At 69.7% G+C, this 14386-nt stretch carries 19 protein-coding genes and 1 pseudogene; 9 read left to right on the top strand and 11 right to left on the bottom strand.

Annotated elements, in window-relative coordinates; genetic code table 11:
- Positions 1–108: 108 nt before the first annotated feature.
- Positions 109–786, top strand: coding sequence for a hypothetical protein (locus Q0D57_RS06260; protein ID WP_291039950.1), 678 nt, complete (start codon positions 109–111; stop codon positions 784–786).
- A gap of 62 nt (positions 787–848) precedes the next feature.
- Positions 849–1178 (top strand): hypothetical protein, encoded by a 330-nt coding sequence (locus Q0D57_RS06255; RefSeq protein WP_291039948.1) that lies wholly within the window; start codon positions 849–851, stop codon positions 1176–1178.
- Positions 1179–1208: 30 nt separating this feature from the next.
- Here Q0D57_RS06255 and Q0D57_RS06250 read toward each other — a convergent pair whose 3' ends face one another.
- Positions 1209–1517, bottom strand: a complete 309-nt coding sequence (locus Q0D57_RS06250; protein ID WP_291039946.1) for an ATP-dependent DNA ligase — start codon at positions 1515–1517, stop codon at positions 1209–1211.
- 61 nt (positions 1518–1578) lie between these two features.
- Between Q0D57_RS06250 and Q0D57_RS06245 the strand changes: the two genes are divergently transcribed.
- The 3 genes from Q0D57_RS06245 (at position 1579) to Q0D57_RS06235 (ending at position 3143) form a co-directional block, all read left to right on the top strand.
- Positions 1579–1854, top strand: a complete 276-nt coding sequence (locus Q0D57_RS06245; protein WP_291039944.1) for a hypothetical protein — start codon at positions 1579–1581, stop codon at positions 1852–1854.
- Positions 1855–1878: 24 nt separating this feature from the next.
- Positions 1879–2811, top strand: coding sequence for an acyltransferase (locus tag Q0D57_RS06240; protein WP_291039942.1), 933 nt, complete (start codon positions 1879–1881; stop codon positions 2809–2811).
- An 80-nt stretch (positions 2812–2891) separates the two neighbouring features.
- Positions 2892–3143 (top strand): hypothetical protein, encoded by a 252-nt coding sequence (locus Q0D57_RS06235; RefSeq protein WP_291039940.1) that lies wholly within the window; start codon positions 2892–2894, stop codon positions 3141–3143.
- A gap of 10 nt (positions 3144–3153) precedes the next feature.
- On the opposite strand, the gene Q0D57_RS06230 is transcribed toward Q0D57_RS06235, so the two are convergent.
- On the bottom strand, positions 3154–3393 hold the full coding sequence (locus tag Q0D57_RS06230) for a hypothetical protein (RefSeq protein ID WP_291039938.1): 240 nt from the start codon (positions 3391–3393) through the stop codon (positions 3154–3156).
- Positions 3394–3414: 21 nt separating this feature from the next.
- Here Q0D57_RS06230 and Q0D57_RS06225 point away from each other — a divergent pair, with 21 nt between their 5' ends.
- From Q0D57_RS06225 to glgX, 3 genes are read left to right on the top strand one after another with little or no spacing between them, the layout of a single operon-like run.
- Positions 3415–3861 carry a MarR family transcriptional regulator gene (locus Q0D57_RS06225; protein WP_291039935.1) on the top strand — a complete coding sequence of 149 codons (447 nt, stop codon included), beginning with the start codon at positions 3415–3417 and terminating at the stop codon, positions 3859–3861.
- A gap of 52 nt (positions 3862–3913) precedes the next feature.
- Complete coding sequence (locus Q0D57_RS06220; protein ID WP_291039933.1) at positions 3914–5203, top strand: EAL domain-containing protein; 1290 nt, start codon at positions 3914–3916, stop codon at positions 5201–5203.
- Between the two features lie 56 nt (positions 5204–5259).
- Positions 5260–7299: a glycogen debranching protein GlgX gene (gene glgX / locus Q0D57_RS06215; protein WP_291039987.1), complete on the top strand. Its 2040-nt coding sequence runs from the start codon at positions 5260–5262 to the stop codon at positions 7297–7299.
- A 6-nt stretch (positions 7300–7305) separates the two neighbouring features.
- Here glgX and Q0D57_RS06210 read toward each other — a convergent pair whose 3' ends face one another.
- The 4 genes from Q0D57_RS06210 to Q0D57_RS06195 form a co-directional block, all read right to left on the bottom strand.
- Positions 7306–7611 carry a hypothetical protein gene (locus tag Q0D57_RS06210; RefSeq protein ID WP_291039931.1) on the bottom strand — a complete coding sequence of 102 codons (306 nt, stop codon included), beginning with the start codon at positions 7609–7611 and terminating at the stop codon, positions 7306–7308.
- 84 nt (positions 7612–7695) lie between these two features.
- Complete coding sequence (locus Q0D57_RS06205; protein ID WP_291039929.1) at positions 7696–8532, bottom strand: alpha/beta hydrolase; 837 nt, start codon at positions 8530–8532, stop codon at positions 7696–7698.
- A gap of 101 nt (positions 8533–8633) precedes the next feature.
- Positions 8634–9089 (bottom strand): SRPBCC family protein, encoded by a 456-nt coding sequence (locus tag Q0D57_RS06200; RefSeq protein ID WP_291039927.1) that lies wholly within the window; start codon positions 9087–9089, stop codon positions 8634–8636.
- Between the two features lie 51 nt (positions 9090–9140).
- Positions 9141–9284 carry a hypothetical protein gene (locus Q0D57_RS06195; RefSeq protein WP_291039925.1) on the bottom strand — a complete coding sequence of 48 codons (144 nt, stop codon included), beginning with the start codon at positions 9282–9284 and terminating at the stop codon, positions 9141–9143.
- Positions 9285–9416: 132 nt separating this feature from the next.
- Here Q0D57_RS06195 and Q0D57_RS06190 point away from each other — a divergent pair, with 132 nt between their 5' ends.
- The gene (locus Q0D57_RS06190; protein ID WP_291039923.1) at positions 9417–9914 is read left to right on the top strand and encodes a MarR family transcriptional regulator; all 498 of its coding nucleotides are present in this window, start codon (positions 9417–9419) and stop codon (positions 9912–9914) included.
- 3 nt (positions 9915–9917) lie between these two features.
- Here the strand turns inward: Q0D57_RS06190 and Q0D57_RS06185 are convergent, their stop codons facing one another.
- The 5 genes and pseudogenes from Q0D57_RS06185 to Q0D57_RS06165 all read right to left on the bottom strand — a co-directional run bounded on the left by Q0D57_RS06185 (position 9918) and on the right by Q0D57_RS06165 (position 14222).
- Entirely contained in the window at positions 9918–10871 is a 954-nt protein-coding gene (locus Q0D57_RS06185; RefSeq protein ID WP_291039920.1) for a carbohydrate kinase, read from the bottom strand.
- 60 nt (positions 10872–10931) lie between these two features.
- Positions 10932–11234, bottom strand: coding sequence for a putative quinol monooxygenase (locus Q0D57_RS06180; protein ID WP_291039918.1), 303 nt, complete (start codon positions 11232–11234; stop codon positions 10932–10934).
- Positions 11231–12019 (bottom strand): ATP-binding cassette domain-containing protein, encoded by a 789-nt coding sequence (locus Q0D57_RS06175; RefSeq protein WP_291039916.1) that lies wholly within the window; start codon positions 12017–12019, stop codon positions 11231–11233. Before Q0D57_RS06175 ends, Q0D57_RS06180 begins: the two co-directional genes overlap by 4 nt.
- Positions 12016–13061, bottom strand: a pseudogene (locus Q0D57_RS06170) (ABC transporter permease). The gene Q0D57_RS06175 and the pseudogene Q0D57_RS06170 overlap by 4 nt, the downstream one beginning before the upstream one ends.
- Positions 13062–13133: 72 nt before the next feature.
- A complete protein-coding gene (locus tag Q0D57_RS06165; RefSeq protein WP_291039914.1) occupies positions 13134–14222 on the bottom strand; it encodes a substrate-binding domain-containing protein in 1089 nt (362 codons plus the stop codon).
- Between the last annotated feature and the right edge of the window lie 164 nt (positions 14223–14386).

Raw genomic sequence — 14386 nt, 5'->3', positions numbered from 1 at the left:
GAACCCAGTTCCCCCGACCGGGTTACACCTTATACAACATTTGTCGTCAAGCACCATGGGTACTACTCCCCATGGTGCTGTGAGTAGTGGATGACCACCATATGCAGGGTGAAACCACAGAAGCTCAGCGCCCTCGTCGCGCTCCCCGCCATCACCCTCCTGACCCTCGCCGGCTGCGCCTTCCCGCAGCCCTCGGCACCCGAGCCCGCCCCCGAGACCAGCAAGCCGTCGGCGACCTCCACCCCCACCGAAGAGGCCGAGGAGCCCGCCGACGCCTCCGCGGCCAGCGGCGAGGTCGCCGCCCCCGGCACGACCGCCGGCCCCGGCGAGCCACTCGTGACCGAGTTCACCGGCACCGACGGCCAGACGGCCCTCATCGCCTCCTCGCTCGTCGACGTCGTGCCGGCCACGACCGAGCAGGTCGCGTTCCTCAACGAGCAGTTCGACAAGGGCGAGCTCGACGGCTTCGAGATCTCCTTCATCCACCTCGAGCAGAAGAAGGTCTCGGGCGACCCGATCGAGTTCAACGCCGACTACACCTCGTTCAAGCCCGTCGACGCCGAGGGGCAGCGCGTGCAGGACGTGACCGTGATCGGCTGGGACGAGTGCGGCACCGAGTCGTTCACGCCCGAGTTCGATTCCGGCGAGACCCTCGTGCAGTGCTACATCGCCGCTGCTCCCGCCGGTGGTGGCGCTCCGGCCGGGCTGATGTACGACGGCGGCTTCAGCGAGGACAACCCGTTCGACTACTACGACGGCAAGCCGCTGCTGTTCCTCGCCGACTAGCACCCCCCGGGATGGGAGTACGAGTCCCATCCGATTCTCGGTACTGTCGAGCCGGGAGCGCCATGAACCACGAACGACACTCGACGGATCCCGCCCGCTGGCTGCAGGCGATGAATCTCTCCGACCAGATCTTCATCACCGGGACCGTGATGGTGCTCGAGCAGATCCGGGTGCGCCGCACGCCGCTCGGAGATCTCCCGCTCGTCTACGACGAGTCGCGCATCCGCGACGCCGCCACGCCCGCGATCGCGGTGCGGGTGGCGCAGGAGATCTCGGCGGCGTTCGAGGGGCAGGCCGCGTACGCGGCTCCCGACGGCGTCGACGAGCACTGGCGGGTGGCGAACATGACGCGCGAGGTCGCCGCCCGCATCGAGGGCGTCTTCGGGCGCTGAGCGGTCGGCTGATCCGCGGGTCGGGCCGGGTCAGGCGCTCCCGGCGGGCACGGGCTCCTCGAGGAGCTGGATGTCACCCCGGTGCCCCGTGGCGGTGAGAGCTGCGATCCATTCGGGGTTGAGCGAGATGGCCTGCGCGGAGTCGTAGCGGAACCTCAGCGCCACCCCTTCGTGCAGCCACACGCTCTCCCGGCCGCTGCCGGCCTGCTTGCCCAGCGACCACGTGAACGAACAGGCCTCGCCTCTCCGCAGCTTCGAGAGCACGGCGATCTGGAGGTGCGCGAGTGCCCGGTCGTCGATCTCGATCTCGTACTCGCCGCCGTAGAAGAGTGAACCCACCCTTCATTATCGCCCAGGAGTCGTGCAGTGGTGCTGGTCACGGGGCGGCGCAGGTGGTTGAATGTCGCACATCGACGAGGACGCGACGGTCGAACTCCCAGAACTGACCGCTCTGGCCACGCTTCCCAAGAGCATCGGAAGCGCGATCAGCTATGCCCATCGGGGCACGGTCTACTGGCTCTCCCCGGTCGCCAGCGACCGCTGGGTGGTGGGCAAGGGCGGCTCGAAGGAGACGGTGGCGTTCCTCGCCAAGCAGCATCCGGCGCGATTCACGCTCGAGGGGCCGGGGGTGCTCGCCGCCGGCGAGAGCTGGCTGCTCCTGCTCGCCAGGCTCTGACCGCTCCACAGCTAGACTCGGCGCGTGCTCGGCTCGCCCAGGATGTCGTGGATGGACGTGCTGCGCGGCGCGGCCATCCTCCTCGTGATCCTCGGACACTCCTCCGATCTCGTGCTGCTCGTGGGGCGCGAGGCGCCCCAGCTCCTGCACGACGTCAACACCGCCGCCGCGCCCTACCGCATCCCCCTGCTGATGTTCCTCTCGGGCATGCTCGTGCCGAACTCGCTCGCCAAGGGCGTGCGGCCGTATCTGACCGGCAAGGTGCGCGGCATCCTGTGGCCGTACGTCGTGTGGACGCTGCTCATCCTGCTCGCCACCGGCGCCTTCACGGCCGAGGCCGCGCTCGGCATGCTCTGGCTGCCCCCCACGCTGCTGTGGTACCTGCAGGTGCTCTTCGTCGGGTACGTCGTCGCGCTCCTGACGCGCGTGGTCAACCCGCTGTGGCCGGCTGCCGTCGCGCTGGTCGGGTCGGCGCTCGTGCCGTTCGACGAGTACCGACTGGGGCGCATGCTCTTCCTCATTGCGGCCTTCCTCTGCGGCACCTGGGCCTGGCAGCACCGGGAGCGGTGGCTCGGCGTCGTGCGGCGCTGGTGGGTGATGGCGCTGCTCGCCGTGCCCACGGCCGTCGGCGCGTGGTTCGCCATCACCGTCGGCGACACGCAGTACAACCCGCTCGCGTTCCCGCTCGTGGCGTGCGGGCTGGCGCTCGCCCTCGGCCTCGCGCAGCGGGTTCCGGATGCGCGGATCATCCGCTACATCGGCCGCAACTCGATCGTCTTCTACGTGACCCACTGGATCGTGGTCTTCTGGAGCATCCGCCTGCTCGATGCCGCGGTGCCCGGACTCCCGGCGCTCGTGCTCGTGGCCGCGGCCCTCGCCTCGGCGGTGCTCGTGGGGCTCGGCGTGACCTGGTTGAGCCTCAGGGTGCGGCCCGTCGCGCTCCTGTTCCGGATCTGAGGCGCCGGAGTAGGCTCGCTCGTGCCGGCCTGGTCCCCGCCGGTGTCGATCGGTCCACGATCCAGGGCGGGTGAGAGCTGATGTCGGTGGTACGCGTGCACGGCGAGCGCTTCGTCGTTCAGGATGCGGGGCTCGAGTCGTTACGGGCGGAGATCCGTCGAGCGGTGCGGGACGGCGGCGACTTCGTGCGCATCGAGCATCGCGAGGGCGTGACCGACGTGCTGGTGACGATCGGGACGCCGGTGCGGATCGACGAGGGCGACACCGCCTCGCCGCGCATGCCGATTCCCGAGGCGGGATCGTTCGTGGAGTACGACGGCTTCGACCTTTAAGCCGCAGGGGCTACGGGGTGGGGCAGTGCAGCTGGGTGCGCTCGCCCGAGCGGTCGATCTCGTGCGCCGCCATCGGGGCCCCGCAGAGCGGGCAGCGCGGATCGGCGGGCGGGACGTAAGGCGCCTCCGCGCGGCCGATGCCCACCTGGGCCGGACCGGTGAAGCTGTAGACGATGCGGTTGAGGTTGTTGATGAACCCGGACCTGCCGCTGAACGGATTCATCGGGTCGATCCGCTTCTTTCGTGCCATAACAATTAGTATACTAAACATATGAAGGACGATGTGGATCTCCTGGCGCTCGATCGGCAGCTGTGCTTCGCGCTCGCCGTGGCGTCGCGCTCGGTGATCGGGGCGTACAAGCCGATCCTCGAGCCGCTGGGGCTCACGCATCCGCAGTACCTCGTGATGCTGGCGCTGTGGGAGAGGGCGCCGCGCTCGCTGTCGGACGTCGCGACCGTGCTGCGGCTCGAGCCCGCCACGCTCTCGCCGCTCGTGAAGCGGCTCGAGGCCGCCGGACTCGTCACCAGGGAGCGCGCCGCCGACGACGAGCGACGGCTCGACCTGCGGCTGACCGAGGCAGGGGAGCGGCTGCGCTCGCGTGCCGAGGAGGTGCCGCCGCAGGTGGTCGCCGCTCTGGGGGTGGAGCTCGACGAGCTGCTGGAGCTCCAGGCCAGGCTCACCGCCGTGATCGAGCGCGTGGCTCCCCTCCGCGCGTAGTTCTTCGCGCCCGTGTGGCGAGGTCGGCCCACTCCTGCGAGGCTTGACCTCGATGACTCCGTTCTCGGAAGTGCGAGACGCCCACTTCGAGGCGATCGCGAAGCCCCGGTCGCCTGAAGCGCCCGGAACCGTCGACACGGTGTTCCAGCCGATCGTGTCGCTCGACACGCGCGAGGTGGTCGCGTACGAGGCGCTGACGAGACCGCCCCGCGGGTCGGCCTTCTCCTCGGTCGTGCAGCTCTTCGACCACGCTGCGGCGGCCGGCCGCACGGTGGAGCTCGATGAGGCCTGCTGGCGCTCGACCCGGCGCGCGATCGAGCGGGTGGGATCGGCTGCCCCGTTCGCCGTGCTCGTGAACGTCGAACCCGAGTCGTTCCAGGCAGGGATAGCCCTCGCCGGTGGCGCCGACGAGAGCGGTGGGCCGCGGGCGCCGATCGTGATCGAGCTCACCGAGCGGGCGCTCCTCGACGCGCCGGGCGACCTGCTCGCCATGATCGACAGCGTGCGGGCGCAGGGGCACGCGATCGCCGTCGACGACCTGGGCGCCGATCCGGCGTCGCTCGCGCTGCTGCCCCTGATCGACCCGGATGTCGTGAAGCTCGACCTGGGCATCCTGCAGGGGCAGCCCGACGCGGGTGTGGCGCGCATCATGAGCGCCCTCAACACGCACCTCGCCCGGCGCCGCATCCCGGTGATCGCGGAGGGCATCGAGACCGAACGCCAGCTCGTGATGGCACGGGCGCTCGGAGCGACCCACGGCCAGGGCTGGCTCTTCGGGCGACCCGAACGGATGCCGGTGGACGGCGGTGCCCTCGCGGGGCTCCCGGGCATGCCGATGCACAGGGGTCAGGCGGTGCAGGCACCCGACAGCGAGACGCCGTTCGAGATCGTGGCCCGCGCGATCGGCTCGAAGCCCTCCGACCGGGATCTGCTCGTGCAGCTCAGCATCTTCCTCGAGGCGCGGGCGCGAGCGGGCGGCGACTCGGCCGTCCTGATCTCGACCTTCCAGCACGCCTCCAACATCACGCCCGCCACCTGGCGCCGCTACGAGCGCCTCCAGCGCGAGTGCGCCCTCGTGGTGGCGCACGTGAACGGCCCGGTCGAGCTGCCGGAGGGTATCAGGCTCGCGCCCATCCCGGACGGCGACCGGCTGCTGGCGGAGTGGGACATCGTGGTGGTGACCGCCGACTTCGCCGCCGTGCTCGCCGCGCGGGAGCTCGACCCGTCACGACACGGTGAGGGGGTGTACGAGTTCGCGCTCAGCCACGACCGCGGGCTCGCCGTGGCCGCGGCGAAGGTGCTTCTCGAGCGATCTGGCAAGCCCCTCGGCGTCACTCTGTGATTTTCGGGCGATCATGCCTAGATGAGGGGGTGCCTGAATCCGACTCGCCCCGCTCGCTGCCCTATCCGCTCGGTTTCTCCCTGATCGGGGACCGCTACAACTACGCCCTGTACTCCGAGACTGCGGATGCCGTCTTCGTGTCGACCTTCGACGGCGAGACGGAGACGCGGACGCGGCTCGAGGACCGCACCGGGCACGTCTTCCACGGCTTCGTCGACGCAGCCCGCGTGGGCACGCACTACGGCATCCGGGTCGAGGGCGAGTGGAACCCCGAGGCGGGGCTCCGGCACAACGTCAACAAGCTCCTGCTCGACCCGCACGCCACCGCGATCGTGGGCGGCTACGACTGGGCGACCGACAACCAGGCGCCCTTCGGCCACGACCTGAACCACCCGGCCGCATTCGACGAGACCGACTCGGCTCCGGTGACGCCGTGCTGCGTGATCACCGACCGCTCGTTCGACTGGGAGGGCGACCGCGCACCGCGCACGCCCTTCGCCGAGACCGTCGTGTACGAGACCCACGTGAAGGGCTTCACGAAGCTGCACCCGGAGGTGCCCGAGGAGATCCGCGGCACCTACGCGGGCCTCGCCCATCCCGCCGCCCTGCAGCACTTCACCGACCTCGGCGTGACCGCCGTGGAGCTGCTGCCCGTGCACCAGTTCGTGCAGGACAGCCACCTCGAGGAGAAGGGCCTCCGCAACTACTGGGGCTACAACTCGATCGGCTTCTTCGCCCCGCACGAGGAGTACGCGAGCGACGCTGCGCGGGCCTCCGGCGCGGGCGGCCAGGTGGCCGAGTTCAAGCAGATGGTGAAGGCGCTTCACGCCGCCGGGCTCGAGGTCATCCTCGACGTGGTCTACAACCACACCGCCGAGGGCAACGACCTGGGGCCGACCTTCTCGTTCAAGGGCATCGACAACGCCGCCTACTACCGGCTCGTGGAGGGTGACGAGGCGCACTACTTCGACACCACCGGCACCGGCAACAGCCTCAACGTGGGGCACCCGGCGGCGCTCGGACTCATCATGGACTCGCTGCGCTACTGGGTGACCGAGATGCACGTCGACGGCTTCCGCTTCGACCTCGCCACCACCCTCACCCGGCAGGGCGGCGACGCCGAGCTGCACAGCGCGTTCCTCACCCTCATCCAGCAGGATCCGGTGCTCGCACCGGTGAAGATGATCGCCGAGCCCTGGGACACCGCGGGCTACCAGGTGGGCGGGTTCCCGGCCGACTGGTCAGAGTGGAACGGAAAGTTCCGCGACGACGTGCGCGACTTCTGGAACGGCACGGATGCGGTGCTCGGCACGGTCTCCCAGCGCATCCTGGGCTCGCCCGACGTCTACGAGGCCTCGCGGCGCTCGCCGCTGTCGAGCGTGAACTTCATCACGGCCCACGACGGCTTCACCCTGCACGACCTGACCTCGTACGACGAGAAGCACAACGAGGCCAACGGCGAGGACAACAACGACGGCGAGAGCGACAACAGGTCGTCGAACGGCGGCGTCGAGGGCCCCACCGACGACCCCGCCGTGAACGAGCGGCGCGACCGCAGGCGCCGCAACCTGCTCGCGACGCTGCTGCTCTCGGCGGGAGTGCCGATGCTGCTCGGCGGCGACGAGCTCGGGCGCACCCAGGGCGGCAACAACAACGCCTACTGCCAGGACGACGAGGTCTCGTGGTTCGACTGGTCGGCGGTGGACGAGTCGCTGCTGTCGTTCACGAAGACGCTGCTCGAGCTGCGGGCGGCCCACCGGGCGCTCCGGCCGGTCTGGTTCCGGCAGGGTCCTGGCGTGGAGGGGGCGCAGGACAGCGTGCTGGTGCTGCGCGCCGACGGCGAGGGCTTCGCCGACGAGGACTGGGACAACCCGGATGCGCGGTCGATCGCGTTCGTGTTCACGCATCCGGGTGCCGACTCGTTCGCTCTGCTGCTGAACGCGGCCGAGAACGGCGTGGAGTTCGCGGTGCCCGGGGCGCCCGGCTCCGAGTGGGAGCTCTCCGCGTCGAGCGACGACGGTCAGCGGGTGGAGGGGCCGGTGACGACCCTCATCGTGCGCGACGGGTCGTTCACGCTCCTGCACTCGCGCGCGTAGCGGGGGTCAGCCGTCGAGAGTGTCCGAGTTGTCCTCGGTAGTGGGCACGGGCGACGGGAAGTCGGACTCCGCGGGAGTGGGCTCGGCCGACTGGAACGGCGACGGCGTGATGTCGTCGTCCGGCGCCACGGGCGTGCCCGACTCGGTGCGCTCGGGGTAGGGGGTCTGCGCGTCGGCGTCGCCGCATCCGGAGAGGCCGAGGACGGCGCCGGCCGCCAGGAGGGTGCCGGCCCCGAGGGCGACGACGCGGCGGGCGAGGAGGCGGCGGGGGAGGAGGCGGCGGGGGAGCGGGTGGAGTGCTGAGATGGCCATGCCACCAGTGCACTCCACCCGCCGCCGGCCCGCAGGGGGCTGGTCATCTCGGCCGGAGGGGCGTAGAAGGGGCCCAGCGGCCTGCTACTTCGCGAAGAAGTCGAGCAGCACGCGGTTGAACTCGTCGGGGTGGCTCGCGTTGATGCCGTGGGGGCCGCCCGCGATGACGTGGAGCTCGGAGCCTTCGAGGGCCTCGTGCGTGCGCTTGCCGGAGCCCTCGAACGGCACGGTGCCGTCACCATCGCCGTGGATGATGAGAGCGGGCACGGTGACGTTCGGCAGGTCGTCCCGGAAGTCGGTGTTCGCGAACGAGGCCATCGCCTCGAGCGCCGCGACCTTCGAGGCCTGTTCCGTGAGGGCGAGAGCGGCCAGGCGCTCCTCTTCACTCACGACGAGCTCGCCGTCGACCGAGAAGAAGTCGGTCGTGAACTGGTCGAAGAAGGCCTCCCGGTTCGCGGTGAGGCCCGCGGTCATCTTCGCCGCCTCGCTCACAGGCAGGGGGCCGTCGGGGTTGCCGGGGATCTGGAGCAGATAGGGCGGCACCGCAGATGCGAACACCACACTGCGCAGGCGGCCGGTGCCGTGCTTCGTGACGTAGCGGGCGACCTCGCCGCCGCCCATCGAGAAGCCGACGAGCGTGACGTCGGTGAGGTCGAGGCCAGCGAGCACGGCCTCGAGGTCGTCGGCGAGGGTGTCGTAGCCGTATCCGGTGAGTGGTTTGTCACTCCGGCCGAAGCCACGACGGTCATACGTGATCACGCGGTACCCGGCCGCTTCGAAGGCAGGTACCTGATGCGACCAGCTCTCGCCGGAGAGCGGCCAGCCGTGGATCAGGACGATCGGGCGGCCGGGGCCCCCGGTGTCGTCGACGTGCAGCTGGGTGTCCTTGAGGATTCCATGGTGGGCGGTGATCTCAGTCATCGGTGGACCTTCCTGCACCGCGGTCGCGGCGCTCTCGCCTCTGGTTCGGACCCGGCCGCCGAGCGGATGGGTGCCATCAGAGGCGAGAGCGCCGACGGGGATCAGGCCTCGACGTCGCCGCGCCAGGCGCCCGTCTCGGAGCCCTGCTTCTCGATGAACTCCTTGAAGTTCTGGAGGTCCTTCTTGACGGCGTGCGTGCCGGCGCCCACGAGGGAGCCGACCTTCTCCAGCAGTCCCTCGGGCTCCCAGTCGATCTGCACGGTGACGCGGCTCTCGGTGTCGGAGAGCTTGTGGAAAGTCACGACGCCGGCGTGCTCGGTGTCGCCGCCCGTGCTCGTCCAGGCCACGCGCTCGTCAGGGTGCTGCTCCGTGATGACGGTGTCGAACTCGCGCTCGGCGCCGCCCACGTTGACCTTCCAGTGCGAGTGGGTGTCATCGGTCTGGGTGATCGACTCGACCTCGTCGAGGAAGTGCGGGAACGACTCGAACTGCGTCCACTGGTTGTAGGCGGTGCGGACGGGGACGTCGACGTCGATGGTCTCGATGATCTGGGCCATGGTGGTGCTCCTTCTATTTGGGGGCTGGCTGTCGGGGCTGGGCTGTGGGTCTCAGGCGGCTTCGGAGCCGAGCGGCTCGAGGCTGTCGAGAATGAGGTCGTGGTCCGAATAGCCGAACCGGTGCTTCACGTAGTCGAGCACGTCGGGGTGCACGAGCGGGGTAATGGTCGGGATGCGGGCTGAGTCCTGGTTCATGAGGTCGTATCCTTCGCTAGACGAACGAGTCATTAGTCAATCTAGACAAAAGAAATGCTTTTCGTACCCCATTGACAAAGTCTGGGTTTTTCTTTAGAGCGTCTAATCATCAGTCGGTCTAGACTTATCCACATGAGTGCAGAACCTGTGGAGAGAGATCGGTACTGGTTCGACCAGACCGAGCACGAACGCGGTGTGCGCATCCTCGAATCGATGCGTCTGTACCGCGCCGCCGAGTCCGCCATGCGCCGCCGCACGCAGGACTCCATGAGCATGGGGGAAAACGACCTGCTCGCCCTGCGGTTCCTCATCCGGGGCCGCCAGCGCGGCCGCGACATCACCCCCACCGACCTCGCCAACTACCTCGGCGTGAAGACCTCGTCGATCACCGCGCTGCTCGACCGGCTCGAGGCCGGCGGGCACCTGCGCCGCGTGCCCAGCCCCTTCGACCGCCGCCGCACCATGATCGAGCCCACCGACCACGCCGACGCCGAGGTGCGGAAGACCCTCGACCAGATGCATGAGCGGATGATCGCGGCGACCTCCGGCATCGACGCGGCAGGAGGACTCGCCATCGTGGAGTTCCTCGAGCGGATGCGCGAGGCGGTCGACGCCATCGACAAGGAGTAGGCGCTAGCCGACCTCGGCTCGTCGAGGCGGATCCGCTCCGGGGCGCGAGACGGTGATCGCGGCGCACCGCACCGCGAAGGCGCCGATCGTCGCGAGCGCCGCCTCGTCGAGACCGCTTCCGTCGCGGAGAGCCGCAACCGGCATCCCCGCGTCGAGCAGGGCGGCGAGCTGGTCGATCAGGGCGCTCATGAAGGAGTCCCCGGCGCCGATCGTGTCGGCCACCGTCACGGCGGCGCCGGGGGCTGTGCATCGCACGGAGCGGGTCGCGAGGAGCGCCCCGGCGGCGCCGAGGGTGACCGTGACGAGCCCGGGGCCGAGCTCCAGGATCCGGTCGGCCGCGGCGTCGACGTCGGAGCCGGGGTAGAGCCAGGCGGCGTCTTCGTCGCTGAGCTTCACCACCGCGGCCGACGACGCGAGCTCGACGAAGCGCGCGACCGCGGCCGCGCGGTCGGGCACGACCGAGGGCCGCACGTTCGGATCAAGGGTGATCAGGGGCGGATGCTCGGTCGCCCTCAGCTCGGCGAGCAGCGTCGCCACGGCCGCGCCTCCGGGCTCGAGGAAGGCCGCGATCGAGCCGGCGTGCACGATGCCGACGGCACGCAGTGCGGGATCGGCGGCGGTGAAGCCGCTCGGGAGCGACCAGTCGAGGTCGAAGAGGTACTCCGCCGAACCGCCCGCCCTCAGGTGGGCGGTGGCGGTGGAGGTCGGTCCGTCGTGGAGGGAGCCCGTCGCGAGCCGCACTCCCGCGGAGCGCACGTGGTCGGCGATCGCGGCCCCCCGCGCATCCGATCCGAGGCGGGTGACGAGGGTGACGGGCCGGCCGAGGCGGCCCAGCCCGAGCGCGATGTTCATGGGCGACCCGCCCGGATGCTCCGTGACCGGTGCACCCGACGCCGGGACGACGACGTCGATGAGCGACTCGCCGATCGCGACCACGGAGGTGGGGGTGTTCGACACGGAACGCCTTTCGGGCAGGGCGTCGCCTCCGCCGCGGGGAGGGCGGAGGCGACGATCGGTTCAGCCTCGGAGAGACCGCAGCATCGTGAGCTGCGAGCCGTCTTCGACGATCAGCGGAACGAGCCGCGTGTTGAACTCCAGGCCGTAGGGGGCTGCGAGGTGCGCGGCGAACGCGTCGCCGTCCCGGTACACCTCGTAGACGAAGAAGCGCGAGGGCTCCTCGGCCAGCCGGTGCGGGGCGAACTCGAGGCAGCCGGGCTCCGCCCGGACGAGCTCCGCGAGGCCCGCGAGCAGCTCGGCCACCGTCTCCTCCTCGCCCGGCAGCGCCGTGAACTCGGCCACGAGGGCCTTCGGCGAGCTCATGCGGTGGCCGCCCCGGTCATGATCGCCACCGCATCGGTCATCGAGTGCGACTGCGGCGTGATCGTGGCCGCGCGCTTGCCGAGCCGCTGGATGTGGATGCGGTCGGCCACGTCGAACACGTGCGGCATGTTGTGGCTGATCAGGATGACGGGCACCCCTCGATCACGCAGGTTGCGGATGAGCTCGAGCACCTGGTTCGACTCGCGCACGCCGAGGGCGGCGGTGGGCTCGTCGAGCACGACGACCTTCGAGCCGAACGCCGCGGCGCGGGCCACGGCGACGGCCTGGCGCTGGCCGCCCGAGAGGTTCTCGACCGGCACCGTGACATCCTGCAGCGTCGAGATGCCGAGCGTCGTCAGCTCCTGCTTCGCCTCCTGGCGCATGCCCTTCGTGTCGAGCATCCGGAACACCGAGCCCAGGATGCCGGGCCGGCGCTTCTCTCGCCCGAGGTAGAGGTTCGAGGCGACATCCAGCGCGGGGGAGACCGCGAGGTTCTGGTACACGGTCTCGATGCCCGCGCCCCGCGCATCCTGGGGCCGCTTGAACGACACCTTCCTGCCGTCGAGGAAGAGCTCGCCCTCGTCGGGGATCTCGGCGCCGGTCAGGCACTTGATGAGCGTGGACTTGCCGGCGCCGTTGTCGCCGATGATGGCGAGGACCTCGCCGGGGTAGAGCTCGAGGCTCACGCCGTCGAGGCCGACGACCCGGCCGAAGGTCTTCACGAGCCGGCGCGCCTGCAGCACCGGGGTGCGGGTGGCGGGCTCGGTCTTGTCGATGATGGTCACTTGCGCACCTTCCGGATCCACTGGTCGACGGCCACGGCCACGATGATGAGCACGCCGACGGCGAGCGTCTGGTAGAGCACGTCGAGGCCGGCGAGCGAGAGCCCGTTGCGGAACACGCCCACGATGAGGGCGCCGAGCAGGGTTCCCCAGACGGTGCCGCGCCCGCCGAAGAGGCTCGTGCCGCCGATGACGACGGCCGTGATGGAGTCGAGGTTGAGGTCGGCTCCCGCATTGGGGCTGGCGGCGTTGGTGCGGCCGATCTGGATCCAGGCACCGATGGCGAGGATCGCGCCGGCCGCGAGGTAGACGCTCAGCAGCACGCGGTTGACGCTGATGCCCGCGAGGCGTGCGGACTCCTTGTCGTCGCCCACGGCGTAGACGTGACGGCCCCAGGCCGTCTTGCCGAGCACGAACGCGACGATCACGTAGAGCAGCAGCATGATGACGACGCCGAAGCTGAAGCGCACGCCGAGGATGTCGAAGGTCTGGCCCGTCCAGGTGAGGAGGGCAGGCATGTCGCCGCCCCGCACCGTGGCGCCGGCGGAGTAGAGCAGCGTGAGCGCCACGAAGATGTTGAGGTGCCGAGGGTCACGATGAACGGTGGCAGCCGGAGCCGGGTGACGAGCATGCCGTTGAACAGGCCCGCGGCGATGCCGACGAGGAGGCCGAGGAGCAGGGCGAGCGGGGCCGGGACGCCGTTCTGGGAGGCGGTCTGGGCCATCAGCATCGACGAGAGCACCATCACCGCTCCCACCGACAGGTCGATGCCCGCGGTGAGGATGATGAGCGTCTGGGCGACGGCGAGCGTGCCGACCACGGCCACCTGCTGGGTGATCAGGGAGAGGTTCGCCGGGGCGAGGAAGCGGTCGTTCAGGATGCCGAACACGATCACCGCGACGACGAGCACGACAGCCGGGCTGACGGCGGGGTAGCGGTGCAGCACGCCGCGGATGCGGTCGAGCGGCGAGCGGCGGTCGAGGAACTCGGACGCGAGATCGAGCGAGGAGGTGGGCGGATTCGACGCCGGGGTGGGAGAGCTCACGGGAGCCTTTCTGGTGGAGAAGAAGGGGAGGGGGATGACCGGGGCCGCCCTCGAGCGGCCCCGGTCACGGGGTCACTCGCCCCAGCAGATGTCGGCCGCGTCGGCCGCCGTGATGCTGTCGAGGCCGTCGACGGGGGTCTCGGTCACGAGGGCTGAGCCGGTGTCGAAGAAGTCGAGGCCGTCGGTGGTCTCCGGAGCGGTGCCGTCGGTCGCGAGCTTCGCGATGGCCTCGACCCCGAGCTCCGCCATCTTGACGGGGTACTGCTGGGCCGTGGCGCCGATGATGCCCTCGGCCACGTTCTCGACACCGGCGCAGCCGCCGTCGATCGACACCAGCAGCACGTCCTTCTCCTTGCCGGCGGCCTGGAGGGCCTGGTAGGCGCCGTAGGCGGCCGGCTCGTTGATCGTGTAGACGACGTTGATGTCGGAGTTCTTCGACAGCAGCGTCTCCATGGCGGTGCGGCCGCCGTCCTCGGCGCCGTTGGTGGCCTCGTTGCCGACGATCTCGTAGTCGCCGCCGCTGTAGCTGCCCGTGGCCGCCTCGTCGCCGTTCTTCTCGGCGTCTGCCGTGTCGATGCCCATCCCGGTCAGGAAGCCCTGGTCGCGGTTGTAGTCGACCGAGACGACCTTGTCGTCGAAGAGGTCGAGCATGGCGATCGTGGCCTTCTCGCCGTTCAGCTGAGCGGCCGTCCAGGTGCCGATCGACTCACCGGCGGTGAAGTTGTCGGTGGCGAAGGTGATGTCCACGGCGTCCGCGGGATCCGGCGCGGTGTCGAGGGCGATGACGTAGAGGCCTGCCTCCCGGGCCTTCTGGAGGGCATCGACGACGGACGGGCCGTTGGGGGTGATCAGGATGCCCTGGTCGCCCTTGGAGATGGCGTTCTCGATGGCCTGAATCTGGGTGTCCTCGTCCCCGTCCTCCTTGCCGGCGGCGAGGGTGAGGTTCACGCCCGCCTTCTCGGCGGCGGCCTTCGCGCCGTCCTCCATGGCGACGAAGAAGGGGTTGGTCGTGGTCTTGACGATCAGCGTCACGCCGATGTCGTCACCCGAGGCGGAGTCGGTGCTGCCGCCGGCGCCGCTGCCACTCGAGCACGCTGCGAGCCCCACGGAGGCGACCAGTGCGATGGAGGCGAAGCCGCCCACCCGGGCTGCGGTCGACATGCGATTCTTCATTGAAGTCCTCTTCTGCGATTGGGAGACAACCGTCTCCGACAACGATGTCAGGTCTAGGTATAGACGCCTCGAGTCGCTAGAGTCAAGCAATTGGCTCGAAATGAAGAGTGGTTATGACATCGTTATCAGAATCGACGAAGGGGCGAGCCCCC

It is taken from the genome of Herbiconiux sp., from assembly GCF_023264895.1.
GTDB lineage: Bacteria > Actinomycetota > Actinomycetes > Actinomycetales > Microbacteriaceae > Herbiconiux.
Note: the sequence above shows the minus strand (reverse complement) of the source record. Positions and strands in the feature narration are given on the sequence as shown.